Below are 17,038 nucleotides of genomic sequence, written 5' to 3'. Positions count from 1 at the left end.
CGTTTCAACTCCCTATCACTGACGAGGAGCCATCACCATGGCAACCAAGAAAGCTGCGAAGAAAAAGCCCGCCGCCAAGAAAGCGGTGAAGAAGGTCGCCAAGAAGGCCGCTGCCAAGAAGGCAGTGAAGAAGGTCGCGAAGAAGGCGACTGCCAAGAAGGCAGTGAAGAAGGCTGCCAAGAAGGTCGCCAAGAAGGCCACGGCGAAGAAGACAGTGAAGAAGGCGGCCAAGAAGGTAGCCAAGAAGTCCGCTGCCAAGAAGGCCGTAAAGAAGACCGCGAAGAAGGCCGTCAAGAAGGTAGCCAAGAAGGCCACCAAGAAGACTGCCAAGAAAGCCGCCAAGAAGACCACTGCCCGCAAGCCGGCCAAGAAGGTCGCCAAGAAGGCAGTGAAGAAGGCGACAAAGAAGACCGCCAAGAAGGCAGTGAAGAAGACTGCGAAGAAGGCGACCAAGAAGGCTGCCCCGAAGAAGGCTGCCAAGAAGGTTGCCAAGCGCAAGCCGGCCGCCCGCAAGAAGAAGGCCGCTCCGGTGGCCCTTCCGGCAACTCCGGCACCGCTGATCTAAGTACTTCCCGATAGCCGTACCCTGAGACCCCTTCCCCGACTGCCCAGCGGGGAGGGGGTTTTTTTATGGGCTGCCTGCGCCTGGCCAGCTGCGTTCACCCGCTGCGTCGCAGGGAAACCGCTCGACCAGGAAATCCACGAAGCTGCGCAGCCGGGTGGAGTGATACCGGTCGTGCGGATAGACCACGTGCATGGGCCGACCGTGCCGGCCATGTTCCGGCAGCAACGGGACCAGGCTACCCGCATCGATGTCTGCTGCCAGCAGCAGGCTCGACTGCAGGATGATGCCCAGGCCCTGCAGCGCGGCCAGCCGCAACGCTTCGCCGTTGTTGATCTGCAACCGTCCCGAAGGCGGCGCTGGCAATGCCACTTCGTTGCCCAGCCAGTGCGACAGCGCAGCAGGATCCAGCGACAGGCATTGATGCTGCTGCAGCTCCTGCGCGTTGTGCGGCGTGCCATGCCGTGTGAGATAGGCCGGCGATGCACACAGGGTCAGCCGGTAGGCGCTGAGCGGACGCGCTACGAGATGCGTGGCGTCGGCCAGCGTGCCGATGCGGATGGCGGCCTCGAACCCCTCATCGGCCAGTTCGACCACGCGATCGGTCAGGACCAGTTCGACACTGACCTCGGGGTAGCGGTCCATGTAGGTCGACAGTGCCGGCACCAGCGCATGCGTGCCGAAGATCACCGGTGCACTGATCCGCAGCGTGCCCGCCGGTGCCAGGTGGTGATGCTGGGCCTGCGCATCGGTTTCCTCCACCAGGCGCAGGATCTCTTTGCAGCGGCCGAAGTAGGCCTCACCGAAAGCGGTCATATGCTGCCGACGGGTCGTGCGGTTCAACAACTGCATGCCCAGCCGTTCTTCCAGGGCGCGCAGGTGCTTGCCGGCCATCGTCGCGGAGATGTCCAGTGCCGATGCCGCGGCACTGAGGCTGCCCTTTTCCACGGCCAGCACATAGACCTGCATGCTCTCCAACAGGTTCATCTGACACCCCGGGTTCTGAATGTTGAAACCTCGCCGGAGTTTATCAATCGAGGGTGTTCAAAGAGCATGTCCGCACGGCCAGATGGGCCGGCAGAACTGGCAGGGCAACACATGAAACTGGATCTTGAAGGACGTACCGCGCTGGTCACCGGCGCAGGCAGCGGCATCGGCGCAGGTGTTGCGCGGGTACTGGCGAGGCAGGGTGTGCGCGTGGCGATCACCGCGCGGCGGCAGGCGCCGTTGCAATCGGTGGCGGCCGCAATCGAGGCGGCGGGTGGACCGGTACCCGTCGTGTTGGTGGGCGATCTGACCGACGCCGACGATGTGCAGCGCATCGCCAGCGCTTCGCTGCAGACGCTGCAGCACGTGGACATCCTGGTCAACGCGGCCGGTGGCGCACGGTTGGCCGGGGTGGCCGCAGCAGACGAGGTGTGGGACGAGGCGATGGCACTGAACTTCTCGGCGGCACGACGGCTGACGCAGGCGTTGCTGCCGTCGATGCGGGCCAATGGCTGGGGGCGTGTGATCAACCTCAGCGGGTCGATGGAGCCGCGTGCGGTGAATGCCGCGAGCCCGGCGAAGGCGGCGCTGCATCTGTGGAGCAAGGGGCTGTCCTGCGATGTGGCGGGCGAGGGCATCACCATCAACTCGATCGCGCCGGGGCGGATCAACAGCGCGCAGATCCTGGATCGGCTGCATCCCACCGAAGAGAGCCGGCGTGAGTTCATCGCCCGCAACATCCCGATGGGGCGTTTCGGCGAACCAGAGGAGGTGGCGCACCTGGTTGCGTTCCTGGCGTCGCCGTTGGCGGGGTACATCACCGGGGCGGTGATTCCGGTGGATGGCGGAATGCACTACTTCGCCCACTAGCATCCCGGGCGCGCCTGATTCTACGAAACGGTGAAGGCAGGGACGCTCAGCGCTACGTAAACAAGCGAAAAGGGCGACCCGTAGGCCGCCCTTCTGTTTACGGTCGAGCTCGCCAGCTCAGCGCGGCGAGGCCACCGCGCGGTTGCCCGAAGCGCCCTTGCCCTTGCGCTTGTCCTGCTGTGCCGGGGTGGCGCCCTCGGCCATCAGGTTGTCGCTGCCGAAGTCGGTGTCCACGTCCAGCCAGCGCTGCGACGGCAGCCCGAGGGCTGCGTCGAGCACGGTCGGCAGCAGGCCGCTGGGCAGGCCGCTTTCGCCGTTCCACATGATGGCGATGCCGAGGTCGCGCTCGGGCACCAGTGCAACAAGGCCGCGGTAGCCCTGCACCGCGCCGGCATGGAACACGACATCGTGACCGGCGTAGTCGAAGGTGCGCCAGCCCAGCGCGTAGCCGGCCGAGTGCAGGCGTTCGCGGCGCCAGCCCGAACGCATCTCGCCCGGTGTGTTGATCAGGCTGGAGTGCAGGGTCGCCAGCAGCGGTGCCGGCAGCACGTCCGGGCGGTGGCCGGTATGGGCCAGCAACCACTGCGCCATGTCACTGGCACTGGCGTTGACGCCGGCAGCAGGGGCGACGCGGTAATAGGTCGGCTTCGGCGTCAGCGACACCCAGCCGTTGCGGCTGCGCACGTGCGGGCGCGCCCAGCGCGAGCTGGCCTGGATGCCGGCCAGGCCGAGGCTGGCATCGTTCATGCCCAGCGGCTTGAAGATGCGGCGTTCGACCGACTGCTCGTAGAAGCTGCCGGAGGCCGCATACACGACGTCGCCGATCAGGCTGAAGGCCACGTTCTGGTAGGCGTAGCAGTCGCCCGGCAGGCACTTCAGGCTGGTGTTGGCCAGCTTCTGGGTCAGCGCGTAGTACTCGGCATTGCCTTCGATGTCGCGGTCATAGGCGTTGTACGGCAGGCCGACGCGGTGGCTGAGTACATCGGCCACGGTCAGGCGGTCGGTGGCCTCCGGCGAGTTCAGGCGGAAGCCCGGCACGTAGTCGGTGACCTTGCTGTCCCAGCGCAGGGTGCCATCGTTGACCAGCAGGCCGGCCATGGTGCCGGCGAAGGCCTTGGACAGCGACGCCAGGCGGAACACGGTGTGGGCGTCGACCGGCAACGGGTTGTTGACGTCGGTCACGCCGTAGCCGCGCGCGCTGAGCACGCGGCCGCCCTGCACGATGGCCACTGCCATGCCGGGCACGCGCTCGCCATAGGTGAGCTGCTGCGCCATCGATTCGATGTTGGCGACGTTGAAACCGGCAGCGGGCAACTGCACCTGCGGCACCAGCCCGGTGCGGTAGGCCGCAGGCTGGGTGTGGGCGACGGCGCCACCGGCGGCGGTTTCGATGTTGGTCGGCATCGGCGGCAACGCCGGCGGGGTCTGCGCGGTGGTGGACAAGGCAAGGGGCATCAACATGCCCAGCAAACCGGTGGCCGCCGAACGGATCGGACGACGCAGGCTGTTCTTTTTCATCGGTTGGAACCCGTGCGCGACTGCTGGGGATGATTCTAGCGCCGCTTTTCGCCTGTGCACAAACAAAGCGAAGATGAATGCGCATCTCGTTGAAAAAGTTGGATTTTTGACGCCAGAAGAGCGTGTATCACAAGGTGTCCGCCGGGCCAGTCCGTGACACTGCGTTGCAGCCATCGGCGCCGCCTGCGCTGGCGATGTTGCAGTGCATTGGATAACGTACGCGCTTCACTGCCCCCGGAGCCTGCCATGCCGCTGTCCAACCGCCGTTTGCGGGCGAGGGGAGCCGCGTGAGCGCGGCGCGGGAGAGCGGGGCACTGAAGGGCCTGCTGGCCGCGCTGCGCGAGTCGCCGGCGCTGTGGTGGTCGTTTCTGTACTTCTTCTGCCTGCTCAGCGGCTACTACGTGCTGCGGCCGGTACGCGAGGCGATGGCCGCTTCGGCCGACCTGGAGACGGTGTTCCCGGCGGCGTTGATCGCCTGGTTCGCCAGCCATGGCATCGCCCTGAAGGACTTCGTCCTGCAGTTCCTGTTCTCCTGCGTATTCGTGATCATGCTGGTGCTGCAGCCGGTCTATGGCTGGCTGGTCAGCCGCTTCCCGCGGCGGGTGTTCCTGCCGGCGGTGTACGGCTTCTTCGTCGCCACCCTGCTGGGCTTCTACGCACTGTTCGACAGCGGCGTACCGGGGCGGGGCATGGCGTTCTTCTTCTGGATCACCGTGTTCAACCTGTTTGCGGTCGCGGTGTTCTGGAGCTTCATGGCCGATGTGTTCTCCAATGCGCAGGCGCGGGCCTACTACGGCTACATCGGTGCGGCCGGCACTGTTGGCGCCTTCCTCGGCCCGATCATCACCAGTGCGCTGGTGCAGCGGGTGGGCATCGCCAACCTGATGCTGGTTTCGGCCGGCTTCCTGGTCGTGTGCCTGTTGTGCATCTGGCGCCTGCGCCACTGGGCGGTGCTGCGCGAGCGTGAGCAGCAGCTGGTGTCGGGTGAGCAGCCGATGGGCGGCAGCGTGCTCGATGGCCTGAAGCTGATCGTGCGCGAGCCCCTGCTGCGCTGGCTGGCGATCATGGTGGTGTTCGGCGTGGGTGTCGGCACCTTGCTGTACAACCAGCAGGCCAGCATCGTGCGTGCCTCGTTCAACGATGCAGGCGCTGCCACAGCCTTCTTTTCGCGCATCGACCTGGCGGTGAACGCGCTGGCGCTGTTGATGCAGCTCGGGCTGACCCGCTGGCTGCTGTCGCGCCACGGCATCGCCCCGGCGTTGCTGATTCCCGGTTTTGCGATCCTGATCGGCTTCTCGGTGCTGGCCGCATCGCCGATGCCGCTGATGGTGGCGGTGGTGCAGGTGATGACCCGCGCCAGCGAGTTCGCCCTGGCCAAGCCGGCCCGCGAAACCATCTACACCCGCGTGGACCGGCAGTGGCGCTACAAGGCCGGCGCGGCGATCGACACGGTGGTGTACCGCGGCGCCGACCTGACCTTCGCCTGGCTGCACAAGGGGCTGTCGTTGTTCGGTTCGCACGTGGTGTTCATCGGTGGTGTAGCCGTCGCCGGCTTGATGACCCTGGCGGCGTTCGGCGTGCTGCGCGAAGAGAAGAAGCTGCCGCGCGACCGTTGATTTGGGGGGGGGGCAGGCCGCCACTGCGAGCAGATGGATTCAGGCCTGATCTTTGATTGCAGTGCTTACTGGAGAAGGGAATGCCCAATGGGAGCACGCGGCGTCATGCGTTGGATGAACGTCAGTTGGAGGCGTGGGCATTTCATGCATTCAACCTGGTCAGTCGGCTTCGAATGGGGGCTCTGGAGAGCACCCTTCTAATGGATGCTCTTTCTGGTCAAGACAGCATGGGCAGGCAACTGGAGGGCAATCTGGGGCTGGTGAACTTTGCCGCGCAACGTTTTGAAGGTCGGCTCATTCTCACCGACGTCATTGGTCCCAGTTCCCGTGCATTGGCAGAGATGATCAAGGTTGCCCGTCAGGACCTGGAGTTTGACGTCCTCGCCTGCAACGAACAGGGAATGTTGAACGTACTGCGGAGAGGCAACGACCTGGAGGCCGAGTCATGGCTCAGCGCCGTTCCTCAGCTGACCGCTCCTCGGCTTCGGCCCCACTTCCAGAGAGCTTTCAGGCGGCCCACCCGCCGTTTGGACAGCCCCCGGGCTGCAGCTCGCTTGCACCTTGCTAAGAAGCGATCGGAGAGGCTGCGCAAGGAGAAGGTCTATCACGACTCTGAATTCTTGCTCTTGAACTACTTTGATCTGGCCGTAAGGCGTCTCTATCGATTTCCGCTCTGGAGACGGATGGAAGGAGTGGTGTATCTCTTCACGGAGCGGCGTCCATGCGAGGATTGTTGTCACGTCGTCACGCGACTGCTTCGTCGTTATCGCAGAATCCAGCTGGTGATCGTGAGGGTGACAGGCCATGGTGCTTCGGAGTGGGGCGCATTGGAAAGACTCTCGGAGCATCCCAGAGTGCATATGCACAGATTCGAGTTTCTGCCGTTGGCTGTTGAAGAACGATCGCCAATGGAAGAGCCTGGGACGGGGCCGTGGACAATCCCCCATCTCGACGGTACGCCCCGTAGGGGATGGGCGCCCAAGGGCGCAACGCAGCGTCAGTGAATTTTCCCTGCAAATACTGGACTTGATATGAGCTTGATTGCGCTGCTGCTGACCGTGCTGGTTGCCGTGCTGCACCTGTATTTTCTGGTGCTGGAGATGTTCCTGTGGACCCGGCCGCTGGGCCTGAAGACGTTCCGCAATTCACCGGAGAAGGCGGAGACCACGCGCGTGCTGGCGGCCAACCAGGGCCTGTACAACGGCTTCCTGGCGGCGGGCATCGTGGTGGGGCTGGTGCTGGCGCAGCCGGTGCTGGTGACGTTCTCGCTGGTGTGCGTGGTGGTGGCGGGGTGCTATGGCGCCTACAGCGTAAGCCGGCGCATCTTCATGATCCAGGCGGTGCCGGCGATCCTGGCGTTGGTGTTTCGCGCACTGGCGTGATTTCCGGCCAACGGCACAGCCCCTCGTGGGTTGGTCGCGTAGAGCTGTCATGGGTTGGTCGGGCGGGTTCCGTGCGCGGCCAGCCCACGGAGAAGAAAAGAAGATCGGCTGGGGGCGGTGGGTTCGCGGGGGTGTCCGCGGCATGGATGCCGCGGCCAAGCCCCCAGGGATGGGTTCACGGCGTCCCCCGCGAACCCACCGCCCCCAGCCAAACCAGCGCTTTCCGCGACCAACCGTCCACCCACGAGGGGCTGCGCCGTTCGCGGCAACATCACTTCGCCGGCGACACCCACATGTCGATGACCGCGCTGAACACCTCCGTCCCCGCGCGGTCGCGCACACTCACCGTCACCGGCAACGCATAGCCTTCGGTCGCCACCACGATCGGCTGCGCCGGCAATGCCGTCGCCTGCAGCGTGCCGCGCGCCTTGGCCAGGTACTGCACCTGCATGCCCTTCGGGATCCAGCGCATGCCCTTGGGCAGCGACGCATCGACCATCAGCCCGGCGGTCAGTTCGGCCAGGTTGCACATTGCGATCGCGTGCACCGTGCCGATGTGGTTGCGCACCTTGCGGCGGTCGGCCAGCGTGCCCTCGCAGCGGCCGTTCTCCAGGCGCATGATGCGCGGGGCGATGCTGGCGAAATAGGGCGCCTTGAAGCACACCGCGCGCGAGAACAGCCAAGTACCGGCAGGCCAGCGCTGCAGGCGGTGGTAGAGCGAAAGCAGGGGCGTGGACATGGCGGTTTCCGGTCGGCGGACAAAGCGACGGCGGGCCAGGCCCGCCGTCGAGGCAACGCGTCGCGGGCGATCAGGCCGCCTGCGAGTGCGGGTCCTTGTTCTGGCGGTCGTAGTAGCTGGCCGCGCGCAGTTCGTGGGTGTCGAAGTCGTCCACGGTGATGGTGTCCAGGGTCAGCGTACGCAGCTCTTCCAGCAGGCTGCGCTCGTCCTGGGTGATCACGCCTTCGGCCACGGCCTCGTCGAGCTGGCTGTTGAAGTCCAGCGCCTCGATGCCCTTGCTCTTCAGCGCCTTCAGGAACTTGCGCTCCACCGGCTCGGCCATGATCGCCTTGCTCAGGTAGCTGTTGATGCGGCCACCCGGGTTGTTCTCGCAGGGGGTCAGGAACACGCCGCTGGCGAGGCGGTCGCGGGCTTCGTTCGGGGCCATCAGCAGCGCAGCCACGCGACGGCTCAGGCGGTCGCCCGGGGCCTCGGCACGACGGCCCAGCGGGAAGATCAGTGCCCACATCAGCCAGCCGATCGGACGGATCGGGAAGTTGCGCAGGGCAGCCGACAGCGATTCCTCGATCTTGTGCACGCTGTCATGGAAGGCCCAGGCCAGCAGCGGCTGGTCGGCCTGCGGCGCGCCTTCGTCGTGGTAGCGCTTGAGCATGGCGCTGGTCATGTAGACATGGCTCAGCACGTCGCCCAGGCGGCCGGACAGCGATTCCTTGAACTTCAGCTTGCCGCCGAGCGTCATCATCGAGATGTCGGCCATCAGCGCCAGGTTGGCCGAGTAACGGTCCAGCTTGCGGAAGTAGCGGCGGGTGTAGGCGTCGCCCGGGGCAGCGCCGAAGCGTGCGCCGGTCAGGCCGAACCAGAACGAACGAACAGCATTGGAGATGCCGTAGCGGATGTGGCCGAACAGGCTGCGGTCGAAGTCCTGCAGGCCGGCACGGGTGTCGGGGTCCTGAGCGGCCTTCATTTCCTTCAGCACCCACGGGTGGCAGAGGATCGCACCCTGGCCGAAGATCAGCAGGCTGCGGGTCATGATGTTGGCGCCTTCCACCGTGATGGCGATCGGCGCGGCCTGCCAGCTGCGGCCGGCGAAGTTGCGCGGCCCCAGGATGATGCCCTTGCCGCCGATCACGTCCATCATGTCCGAGATCACTTCGCGGCTCATGTTGGTGCAGTGGTACTTGGCGATCGCCGACGGCACCGACGGCACGTCACCGCGGTCCACAGCAGCGGCGGTGGCCTGCGACAGCGCGCTGATCTTGTACGCCTTGCCACCGATGCGGGCCAGCGCTTCTTCCACGCCTTCGAAGCGGCCGACCGACAGGCCGAACTGCTTGCGGATGCGCGCATAGGCGCCGGTGACCGCGGCACCCGCCTTGGCACCGCCGCTGGCGGTGGAAGGCAGGGTGATGGAACGACCCACGGCCAGGCACTCGTTGAGCATGTTCCAGCCCTTGCCGGCCATCGCAGCGCCACCGATCAGCTGGGTCAGCGGAATGAACACGTCCTTGCCGCGGATCGGGCCGTTCTGGAACGTCGAGTTCAGCGGGAAGTGGCGACGGCCGATTTCAACGCCGGCGGTCTCGCGCGGCAGCAGGCCCAGGGTGATGCCGATATCGCGGGTCTGGCCGATCAGGCCATCCGGATCGTACATGCGGAAGGCCAGGCCGATCAGCGAGGCGACCGGCGCCAGGGTGATGTAGCGCTTGTCGAAGGTCAGCTTGACGCCGAGCACCTGCTCGCCGTTCCACTCGCCCTTGCAGACGATGCCGTAGTCGGGAATCGAGGTCGCGTCGGAGCCGGCGAACGGACCGGTCAGGCCGAAGCAGGGCACTTCACGGCCATCGGCCAGACGCGGCAGGTACTGGTCCTTCTGTTCCTGGGTGCCGTAATGCACCAGCAGTTCACCCGGGCCCAGCGAGTTGGGCACGCCGACGGTCGAACTGACCACCGAAGACACCGAGGCCAGCTTCTGGATCACCTTGTGGTGGGCCAGCGCGGAGAAGCCCAGGCCGCCGTATTCCTTCGGAATGATCATGCCGAAGAACTTGTTCTTCTTGATGAAGGCCCACAGTTCCGGCGGCAGGTCGGCATGGACGTGGGTGATTTCCCAGTCGTTGACCATCGTGCACAGCTGTTCGACCGGGCCATCGAGGAAGGCCTGTTCTTCAGCGGTCAGCTGCGGCTTGGGGTAGTTCAGCAGGATGTTCCAGTCCGGATCACCGGTGAACAGTTCGCCTTCGAAGCCGACCGAGCCGGTTTCCAGGGCGATGCGCTCGGTCTGCGACAGCGGCGGCAGCACCTTGCGGAACACCTTCATCATCGGGCCGGTCAGCAGCGGCTTGCGGATGAACGGCAGCAGCAGCGGCACGACGATCACGGCCAGTATCGCGGCGGCGACGATCGTGGCGGTCTGGTTGACGTAGGGGATGAACCAGCAGGCCACCAGCAGGGCCACGCTGATCAGCGTCCAGGTCAGCAGGCGCATGCGGTGGTAGGCGACGAACGCGCCTGCCAGCAGCAGGGCGAGGAAGGGAATGACGAGGCTCATGAGCGTGCTCCGGTGACGTGCTCGTTTATGGCGGACGAAGCCGCAGCATCCGCTGCGGGCAACACGTCCAGATAGTCCAACACAGTAGCGGTAAAGGCGTCGTTGTCATCACCGGCGACCATGTGCGTGGCCTGCGGCAACTGTACGTGGCGTGCGTGTGGCGCCAATGCCAGGAATTCGGCCACCGTCTGCGGGGTGACCAGGTCGCTGCGGCCACCGCTGACCAGCAGCAGGGGGCACTTCACCTGGCGCGCGGCTTCGGCCAGTGCGTCCTGGTGCTGCTCGCTGTCACGGGCCAGTTCGGCCACCAGGCGCGGGTCCCAGTGCCAGCGCCAGCGACCGTGGCCATCTTCGCGCAGCAGCGCGCGCAGTGAGTCTTCGGATTTGCGCGGACGATGCGGCACATAGGCCGAGATCACATCGGCAGCCTGCGACAGCGAGGCGAATCCTTCCGGATGCGCGGTCATGAAGGCGAGGATGCGCTCGACGCCAGCGGTATCCCAGCGCGGGGTGATATCCACCAGCACCATGGCCGAGAACAGGCCTGGCCAGCGTGATTCGGCCAGCAGGCCGAACAGGCCGCCCATCGAGGCAGCCACCAGCACCGGCGGTCGCGGTTGTTCGCCGGCCAGCACGATCAGGTCATCGGCGAACTGCTCACCGTGGTACGCCAGATCGGCCGCATTCCAGTCGGAATCGCCGTGCCCCCGGGCGTCGTAAGCCAGGGTCTGCAGGCCGGCAGCCGACAATGCCTTGGCCGTCGTCGTCCAGGCATGGCGGGTCTGGCCAAATCCATGCGCGAACAGTACGCGCCCGCGACGGCCCGAGGTGCTGGCGGTTGCAGCCAGCGAGGCACCGTGGGCGGCCTCCAGGCGCAGGTCATGGAATGCAGCGGGAGTAGGGGACATAACCATACTCGCTAGTATGGATGGGTTCGGCGGGATGTCAATACTGCACGGTATGGTGCGCTGCGAGAATGCCTCTCGGCCCGGCTGCCGACGGTTTCGGCCGCAATCGCGTACTGCAACGAACCCCGGCGTATGGTTAAATCAGCAAATGAATCAACCTGACGCTTCCGCCGGCGAACCGCGTGCCGGCCGCAACAGCCGCCTGAGTGCCGAAGACTGGGCCCAGGCGGCCCTCGATCTGATTGCCGAGCAAGGTGTGAGCGCCGTCGCGGTGGAGCCGCTGGCGCGCCGCCTTGGCGTGACCAAGGGCAGTTTCTACTGGCACTTCCCCTCGCGTGATGCGCTGCTGCAGGCCGCACTGGAACGCTGGGAACTGTTCGAGCAGGAACAGGTGTTCGGCAGCCTGGAAGACGTGCCGGATCCGCGCGTGCGCCTGCGCCAGCTGTTCCAGATGGTGGCGCACGAAGTGCAGCCGCACATCATCTACAGCGAGCTGCTGAAAGCGTTGGACCATCCGATGGTGCGGCCGGTGATCGACCGCGTGTCGCAGCGACGGCTCGATTACCTGATCGCCTCGTTCCGCCAGGCGGGCCTGAGCTCGACCGATGCACGCCATCGCGCACGCCTGGCCTACGCCGCCTATGTCGGCTTCCTGCAGTTGTCGCTGCAGCTGCAGCAGCCCAAGCAGGCGCGCGAGGATTTTGAAGCGTATGTCGAGCATCTGATCGACACGCTGATTCCGAACGGCTGAGGCGTTCTTCATCGCTGGATGCAGAAAGGCCGCGGCAGTGCCGCGGCCTTTTTCGTTGGTGTTGACGCCAGCAGCGAACGTACAAAAAACAACGGCCCCTTTCGGGGCCGTTGCTGCATCAGCTGATCAGAGGAGCGATCAGAACTTCTGCTTGTACTGCATGTACATGTAGCGGCCCGGCAGGTCGTACTGCGGGTCGAACATGTTGTACGAGGTCGAGTACGAGACCGGCGGCTGCTTGTCCCATGCGTTGTTCAGACCCAGCATGATCGTGCCCTTCCACGGGGTGTTGTAGCGCACCTGGATGTCGTGGTAAGTGGTCGAGCCCATGTGGTTCTTGCGGCCATCCGGATCGGAGCAGTAGCTGCGCAGTGCGCCGCCCAGCAGGCAGTCTTCGGTCATGCCGGACTTGTAACGCAGGCCGTAATTGACGCCGAAGTCGCCGAAGGACCAGTCGACGTACAGGTTGGAGCGGATGCGCCAGTACGGATCCTGGTCGAGATAGCGACCCTGGCGGCCTTCCACCTCGGAATCTTCGGTGGCCTTGGTTTCCCACTTGGAAAGGTAGGTGCTGTCCCAGCTGACGGTGAACTGGCCGAACGAGGTTTCCGGCAGGCGGTACAGCACGCCCAGATCCCAGCCTTCCACCTTGTACGACGCCAGATTCTGCAGCGGCATGTCGACGTTGGTGATGGTGTAGCGTTCTTCGATGGTGCCGTAGGCTGGATCACGGGTGATCAGACCGCAGTACGCGGCCTGTTCTGCCGGGGAACCGCCGTAGCAGTAGTTCATGATGTCCTGGATCGCCGGACGGGTGATGGCGTCTTCGATCTTGATCTGCCACCAGTCCAGGGTCACGTTCAGGCCGCTGACAAAGCTCGGGCTCCACACCAGGCCCAGCGTTTTGCTGGTCGAGGTTTCCGGCTTCAGGTTCGGGTTCGACTTCCAGGTGAACGGCTCGGCAGTCTGGGCCGCGCCCGACTGCGGAACGCCGTCGTCGTCCTTGGTGTTGGGCTGGACGAAGCCAGCCGGAACGCCCTGGGCGATACACTGGGCCAGCACCGCACCGGTCGGGCCGTTGGCAGCCGCGCACGGATCGGCGTAGGTTTCGAACGAGTCGCCGTCACCGCCATACAGGTTGCTGATGCTCGGCGCGCGGAAGCCTTCCGAGTAGTTGCCGCGGATCATCAGGTCGTCGATCGGCTTCCAGCGGAAACCGAACTTGTTGTTGGTGGTATTGCCGAAGTTGCTGTACTTCGAGTAGCGGGTCGCCGCGCTGAAGTCGAGCAGCTTGGCGCCCGGCAGGTCGGCCAGCACCGGGATCGACAGTTCCAGGAAGACTTCATCCAGGTCGTAGCCGCCCTTGGTCGGCTTTGCGCCGTTGCCGGTGCTCAGGCCTGCAGCGATGAAGGCGTCCGGATCGAACTGACCGGTCTCCTTGCGGTACTCGTAACCGGCAGCGAAGGCCAGAGCGCCGGCCGGCAGCTGCACGATTTCACCGGAGATGTTGGCGTAGTAGCCCTTGGACACCAGGCTGGCCGAATCGTGTGCGGTGAACGAAGTGTAGTCGAGCGCGGCCTGGCTGATCGAGCCTTCCGGGCCCAGAGCGTTGACCGGCACGCACTCCGGAATGATGTCGCCGCCCGGGGCGGTGACGCAGACCGGCACGCCGCCACGCATTTCGGACGGGCCGTAAGCGTTGCGCAGGTTGGCCAGATTGAACAGGCCGTAGGTCAGGTCGTTCTGGTCGGTCTTGTCGTAGCGGTAGCCGACATCCCAGTCGAAGTTACGGTCCGCGAACTCGAAGAAGCCTTCGAAGCCACCGTAGAAGTGCCAGTTCTTGACGTTCTGGTTGAACGAACGGCCGCCGCTTTCATTRAAACGACGGTTGACGCCGGTCAGGTCTTCACCCGTCGGGTTGTACATGCTGTTGGCGCTGAGGCGCATGCTGGTGACCGGCATGGCCGCCAGCAGCTGCTCGGACTTGCGCTCGTTGTACATCGCCTCGGTACGGAAGGTGATGTTGTCGGTAACGTTGTACGAACCAGAAGCGAACAGCGACGTACGTTCCTGCGGGGTCAACAGGTAGTTGTCCGGGGCGGTGTTGTAGCCGTGGACGTTGGCGTTGAACGGCGTCTCCACGCCGTTGATCAGCACATAGCGCTCGTCGTTGCGGATGTAGGAGCCCGGCATGCCGGTGCTGCTCTGGCCGTCGAAGAACGGCGGGCCACCGGCGGAGATCTTGCGATCGCCGGCCATGACCTTGCCTTCCTTGACGTAGGAGACACCCAGCATCAGCGATGCGCGATCGGTGGTGGTGCCGATGGTGAAATCGGCCGCTTCACGCTCGCCGTCACCGTCGCTGTACTGGCCCTTGTAGAAGTTCGCTTCGGCGCCGTCGAAGTTCTGCTTGGTGATGATGTTCACCACGCCGGCGATGGCATCCGAACCATAGATGGTCGAAGCGCCGTCCTTCAGGATGTCGATGCGCTCGATCATCGCGGTCGGGATGGTGTTCAGGTCGACGCTGCCGTCCAGGCCGGTGGTCCAGCGACGGCCATTGACCAGCACCAGGGTACGGTCCGAGCCGAGGTTGCGCAGGCTGATACCGGCCGAGCCGTCACCGCCGTTGTTGAAGGTGCGGTTCAGGGCGGCACCGTTGGCGGCAACGCGCTGCAGGATGTCGGCGACCGAGGTCACACCCTGCTTTTCGATGTCGGCGCGGGTCAGGCTCAGGACCGGCTGCGAGGTTTCGATGTCGGTGCTCTTGATGCGCGAACCGGTCACCGAGATGCGATCCAGGTTGGTCGCTTCCTGCGCCTGGGCCGTTACGGACGTCGCCGCACCGGCGATCAGCGCGACGACGACAGCGTCACGCAGCTTGTTGGACTGGAAATTCATTGGCTCTCTCTCTCCAAGAAATCTTGGCTGGGGTAGTGCCTGCGCGGCGGTGCCAAAAAAGAAGGCTCCAAAATCGCGAGGCTGAATCGATAGTAACGGCCCCCAGCCAAAAATTAAAGCTGCGTTAATTCACGCTGTGGTTACACATGAATGCGCTCTGATTTCTTTTAGTTCAATGAGTTATCTGGATGTGGGAAGGGACGCAACCGCGCCTGCCTGCCCTCAACGCACAAAAAAGTTTCAGTTGATGCATGTCGTGATGTATCCGTTTGTAACGGATAGGTGCTTTTCGCACTTGACAGATGTGTCCAGAAACAATTCGGGCGCCCCTGGGCGCCCGATGTTCAACACAGCTTGTTCGCGGCCGATGAGCGACTACAGATCCTGCTCGTAGCGCACGTACGGCACGGTGCCGTCATCGTTGCTTTCGTTGCGCGGGGAGAACGGGTTCTTGCCGCGGCTGATGACGTTTTCCGCGCCGACGGTGAGCTGGCCGGACCACGGGGTGCGCCAGGTCAGGCCAATGCCCAGGCCTTCCCACTTGCCGGGCTTGCCGGGAACGTCAACCACGCGGCCGATGATGCTGCCGCTGAAATTGCCGTAGCCGGCGCCCAGGCTCAGGCTCTTGCTGTCCCATCGGTCAACGATGGCCGGTGAGGCGTCGGCCAGGGGTACCAGGCGTGCCTTGGCATAGGTGCCGGCGATGGAGACAAAGCCTTCGCGACCGATGTTCTTCTGCGCGAACACGGTCAGGTCATTCTGTTCGGCGCGCAGCGACGGGGTCTTGCTGGGCGTGGCCAGCCAGGCGGGCAGGGTCTCGCGGCCGGTGCCGGCAGTGATTCCCAGGCGGCCGGTGCCACGGTTGAGCGCGGCGGTACCCGTCAGGCGCCGGTTGGAGCCGATGGCATCATCGTCGTCGCCCAGGCTGGCCAGCATGCAATGGCTGGCCAGTCCGCTGATGCTGGAGCCGCTGCTGCTGTTGCACAGCAGGCCCAGCGAGTCGCCCGAAGACAGGCCGAACGCAGCATCGAGCGAATTGCGGCCGAAATGCCAGCGTGCGCCCACGGCCTGCTCGCCGGTCGGTTCCAGGTACAGCAGGGCCTCGACCTTGCCACTGCCCTTGTTCCAGACCGGAATGACGGTGCGGGTGTCCTTGCTCTGCGCGTGCACGCCCGTGATCGCGCCAAGGGCGATCAGAAGGGCCAGCGGTAGACGCAGGAAGGTACGCATCGGACCAGTTCAGACAGAGACGGGCAGTGAAAGTTCCCGCTGGGGCGGGAACTCGATCCTAGGGTGTTTATGAATTCTTAACAAGCCTTGTTCCTCCCCAGATACAAGACTCATTGGGTATTACTGAAGTCGTTCAGGTGCCGGTACAGCCCCCTGGGCACCGTGGAACAGTATGCCGAACTCCGTCAACGGAAAGTGATACTCCTGTCCGCAGAATTCGCAACGTACGTCTACGGCGCCGGTGTCTTCGGCAGCCGCACGGGCCTCTTCCTCGCCCAGCGAGAACAGCATCGAGGCGACCCGTTCACGCGAGCAGGAGCAGGCGAAGGACAGGGCCTTGTCACCCACCAGCTCCGCCTTCTCCTCGTGGAACAACCGGTGCAGCAGTTCCTCGGCCGGGGTGGCCAGCAGCTCCGCCTTGCCCAGGGTGTCGAACAGCGCGCTGGCGCGGGACCAGCCATCGTCGTCGCCTTCGTCGCCCGGCAGCTTCTGCAGCAGCAGGCCGGCAGCACCGTCGCGGCCGGCGGCCAGCAGCAGTCGCGTCGGCAGCTGCTCGGACTGGCGGAAGTAGTCTTCGAATGCTTCATCCAGTTCCGGCGCGGTCAGTGCGACCAGGCTCTGGTAGCGCTGCGGTTCGCGCGGGTCCAGGCCGGGATTCTCGATGGTGATGGCCAGCAGGGCGTCCCGGCCCAGGTCGGTCAGGTCACGGGGGGCGTCACCGCCCTCGGCAATCTGGACGATGCCGCGCAGGGTGCCGGCGGCGGTGCATTCGGCGAACAGGGTACGCAGAGCGGTATTGCTGCGCAGCTGGATCGACAGGCGGCCGTCCACCTTGGTGTGGCCGGTGAACAGGGCCGATGCCACGCAGGCTTCGCCGAGCAGTTCGGTGGCGCTGTCCGGATACTCGCCGTGGGACTGGATGTCCTGCCAGGTGGCCTGCAGGCGCACGTGGACGCCACGGACACCGGCGTCGGGGAGCAGGAAACGGATAAGGGAATCGGATTGGGCGGTCATCGGCTCACATCG

The 17,038-nt window shown here is 64.8% G+C and carries 14 protein-coding genes; 6 read left to right on the top strand and 8 right to left on the bottom strand.

Going from position 1 to position 17,038, the window contains the following annotated elements; translation table 11 throughout:
• Positions 1 to 37: 37 nt before the first annotated feature.
• Positions 38 to 565 carry a hypothetical protein gene (locus AC1DCU_RS13535; protein WP_025877789.1) on the top strand — a complete coding sequence of 176 codons (528 nt, stop codon included), beginning with the start codon at positions 38 to 40 and terminating at the stop codon, positions 563 to 565.
• A gap of 63 nt (positions 566 to 628) precedes the next feature.
• Here AC1DCU_RS13535 and AC1DCU_RS13530 read toward each other — a convergent pair whose 3' ends face one another.
• On the bottom strand, positions 629 to 1,549 hold the full coding sequence (locus AC1DCU_RS13530; RefSeq protein WP_032974957.1) for a LysR family transcriptional regulator: 921 nt from the start codon (positions 1,547 to 1,549) through the stop codon (positions 629 to 631).
• 111 nt (positions 1,550 to 1,660) lie between these two features.
• On the opposite strand from AC1DCU_RS13530, the gene AC1DCU_RS13525 reads away from it, so the two are divergent.
• Positions 1,661 to 2,419, top strand: coding sequence for an SDR family NAD(P)-dependent oxidoreductase (locus tag AC1DCU_RS13525; RefSeq protein WP_032974956.1), 759 nt, complete (start codon positions 1,661 to 1,663; stop codon positions 2,417 to 2,419).
• Between the two features lie 117 nt (positions 2,420 to 2,536).
• Here AC1DCU_RS13525 and AC1DCU_RS13520 read toward each other — a convergent pair whose 3' ends face one another.
• Positions 2,537 to 3,937: a serine hydrolase domain-containing protein gene (locus AC1DCU_RS13520; RefSeq protein ID WP_025877795.1), complete on the bottom strand. Its 1,401-nt coding sequence runs from the start codon at positions 3,935 to 3,937 to the stop codon at positions 2,537 to 2,539.
• Between the two features lie 287 nt (positions 3,938 to 4,224).
• On the opposite strand from AC1DCU_RS13520, the gene AC1DCU_RS13515 reads away from it, so the two are divergent.
• From AC1DCU_RS13515 to AC1DCU_RS13505, 3 genes are all read left to right on the top strand, one after another.
• Positions 4,225 to 5,553: an NTP/NDP exchange transporter gene (locus AC1DCU_RS13515; protein WP_032974955.1), complete on the top strand. Its 1,329-nt coding sequence runs from the start codon at positions 4,225 to 4,227 to the stop codon at positions 5,551 to 5,553.
• Between the two features lie 80 nt (positions 5,554 to 5,633).
• Complete coding sequence (locus AC1DCU_RS13510) at positions 5,634 to 6,557, top strand: hypothetical protein (RefSeq protein WP_032974954.1); 924 nt, start codon at positions 5,634 to 5,636, stop codon at positions 6,555 to 6,557.
• A gap of 27 nt (positions 6,558 to 6,584) precedes the next feature.
• On the top strand, positions 6,585 to 6,935 hold the full coding sequence (locus AC1DCU_RS13505; RefSeq protein WP_282280624.1) for a DUF1304 domain-containing protein: 351 nt from the start codon (positions 6,585 to 6,587) through the stop codon (positions 6,933 to 6,935).
• Positions 6,936 to 7,206: 271 nt separating this feature from the next.
• Here the strand turns inward: AC1DCU_RS13505 and AC1DCU_RS13500 are convergent, their stop codons facing one another.
• From AC1DCU_RS13500 to AC1DCU_RS13490, 3 genes are all read right to left on the bottom strand, one after another.
• Positions 7,207 to 7,674, bottom strand: coding sequence for a hotdog fold domain-containing protein (locus tag AC1DCU_RS13500; RefSeq protein WP_282280623.1), 468 nt, complete (start codon positions 7,672 to 7,674; stop codon positions 7,207 to 7,209).
• A 70-nt stretch (positions 7,675 to 7,744) separates the two neighbouring features.
• A complete protein-coding gene (locus AC1DCU_RS13495; RefSeq protein WP_025877803.1) occupies positions 7,745 to 10,222 on the bottom strand; it encodes an acyl-CoA dehydrogenase in 2,478 nt (825 codons plus the stop codon).
• Positions 10,219 to 11,136 (bottom strand): alpha/beta fold hydrolase, encoded by a 918-nt coding sequence (locus AC1DCU_RS13490; protein WP_033831779.1) that lies wholly within the window; start codon positions 11,134 to 11,136, stop codon positions 10,219 to 10,221. The genes AC1DCU_RS13495 and AC1DCU_RS13490 overlap by 4 nt, the downstream gene beginning before the upstream one ends.
• 142 nt (positions 11,137 to 11,278) lie before the next feature.
• On the opposite strand from AC1DCU_RS13490, the gene AC1DCU_RS13485 reads away from it, so the two are divergent.
• A complete protein-coding gene (locus AC1DCU_RS13485) occupies positions 11,279 to 11,881 on the top strand; it encodes a TetR/AcrR family transcriptional regulator (RefSeq protein WP_025877807.1) in 603 nt (200 codons plus the stop codon).
• A gap of 138 nt (positions 11,882 to 12,019) precedes the next feature.
• Here the strand turns inward: AC1DCU_RS13485 and AC1DCU_RS13480 are convergent, their stop codons facing one another.
• From AC1DCU_RS13480 to hslO, 3 genes are all read right to left on the bottom strand, one after another.
• Positions 12,020 to 14,782, bottom strand: coding sequence for a TonB-dependent receptor (locus AC1DCU_RS13480; RefSeq protein WP_025877809.1), 2,763 nt, complete (start codon positions 14,780 to 14,782; stop codon positions 12,020 to 12,022).
• 375 nt (positions 14,783 to 15,157) lie between these two features.
• Positions 15,158 to 16,012 (bottom strand): XOO1806 family protein, encoded by an 855-nt coding sequence (locus AC1DCU_RS13475; RefSeq protein WP_032952038.1) that lies wholly within the window; start codon positions 16,010 to 16,012, stop codon positions 15,158 to 15,160.
• Between the two features lie 120 nt (positions 16,013 to 16,132).
• On the bottom strand, positions 16,133 to 17,026 hold the full coding sequence (gene hslO / locus AC1DCU_RS13470; RefSeq protein ID WP_059064830.1) for an Hsp33 family molecular chaperone HslO: 894 nt from the start codon (positions 17,024 to 17,026) through the stop codon (positions 16,133 to 16,135).
• Between the last annotated feature and the right edge of the window lie 12 nt (positions 17,027 to 17,038).

The organism is Stenotrophomonas sp. 10L48 (assembly GCF_056395105.1).
Note: the sequence above shows the minus strand (reverse complement) of the source record. Positions and strands in the feature narration are given on the sequence as shown.

What these genes read in the sequence shown, in the direction of transcription:
- AC1DCU_RS13535 (WP_025877789.1), top strand. Translation starts at nt 38, where the DNA reads ATGGCAACCAAGAAAGCTGCGAAGAAAAAGCCCGCCGCCAAGAAAGCG.
- AC1DCU_RS13530 (WP_032974957.1), bottom strand. Translation starts at nt 1,549, where the DNA reads ATGAACCTGTTGGAGAGCATGCAGGTCTATGTGCTGGCCGTGGAAAAG.
- AC1DCU_RS13525 (WP_032974956.1), top strand. Translation starts at nt 1,661, where the DNA reads ATGAAACTGGATCTTGAAGGACGTACCGCGCTGGTCACCGGCGCAGGC.
- AC1DCU_RS13520 (WP_025877795.1), bottom strand. Translation starts at nt 3,937, where the DNA reads ATGAAAAAGAACAGCCTGCGTCGTCCGATCCGTTCGGCGGCCACCGGT.
- AC1DCU_RS13510 (WP_032974954.1), top strand. Translation starts at nt 5,634, where the DNA reads ATGCCCAATGGGAGCACGCGGCGTCATGCGTTGGATGAACGTCAGTTG.
- AC1DCU_RS13505 (WP_282280624.1), top strand. Translation starts at nt 6,585, where the DNA reads ATGAGCTTGATTGCGCTGCTGCTGACCGTGCTGGTTGCCGTGCTGCAC.
- AC1DCU_RS13500 (WP_282280623.1), bottom strand. Translation starts at nt 7,674, where the DNA reads ATGTCCACGCCCCTGCTTTCGCTCTACCACCGCCTGCAGCGCTGGCCT.
- AC1DCU_RS13495 (WP_025877803.1), bottom strand. Translation starts at nt 10,222, where the DNA reads ATGAGCCTCGTCATTCCCTTCCTCGCCCTGCTGCTGGCAGGCGCGTTC.
- AC1DCU_RS13490 (WP_033831779.1), bottom strand. Translation starts at nt 11,136, where the DNA reads ATGGTTATGTCCCCTACTCCCGCTGCATTCCATGACCTGCGCCTGGAG.
- AC1DCU_RS13485 (WP_025877807.1), top strand. Translation starts at nt 11,279, where the DNA reads ATGAATCAACCTGACGCTTCCGCCGGCGAACCGCGTGCCGGCCGCAAC.
- AC1DCU_RS13475 (WP_032952038.1), bottom strand. Translation starts at nt 16,012, where the DNA reads ATGCGTACCTTCCTGCGTCTACCGCTGGCCCTTCTGATCGCCCTTGGC.
- hslO (WP_059064830.1), bottom strand. Translation starts at nt 17,026, where the DNA reads ATGACCGCCCAATCCGATTCCCTTATCCGTTTCCTGCTCCCCGACGCC.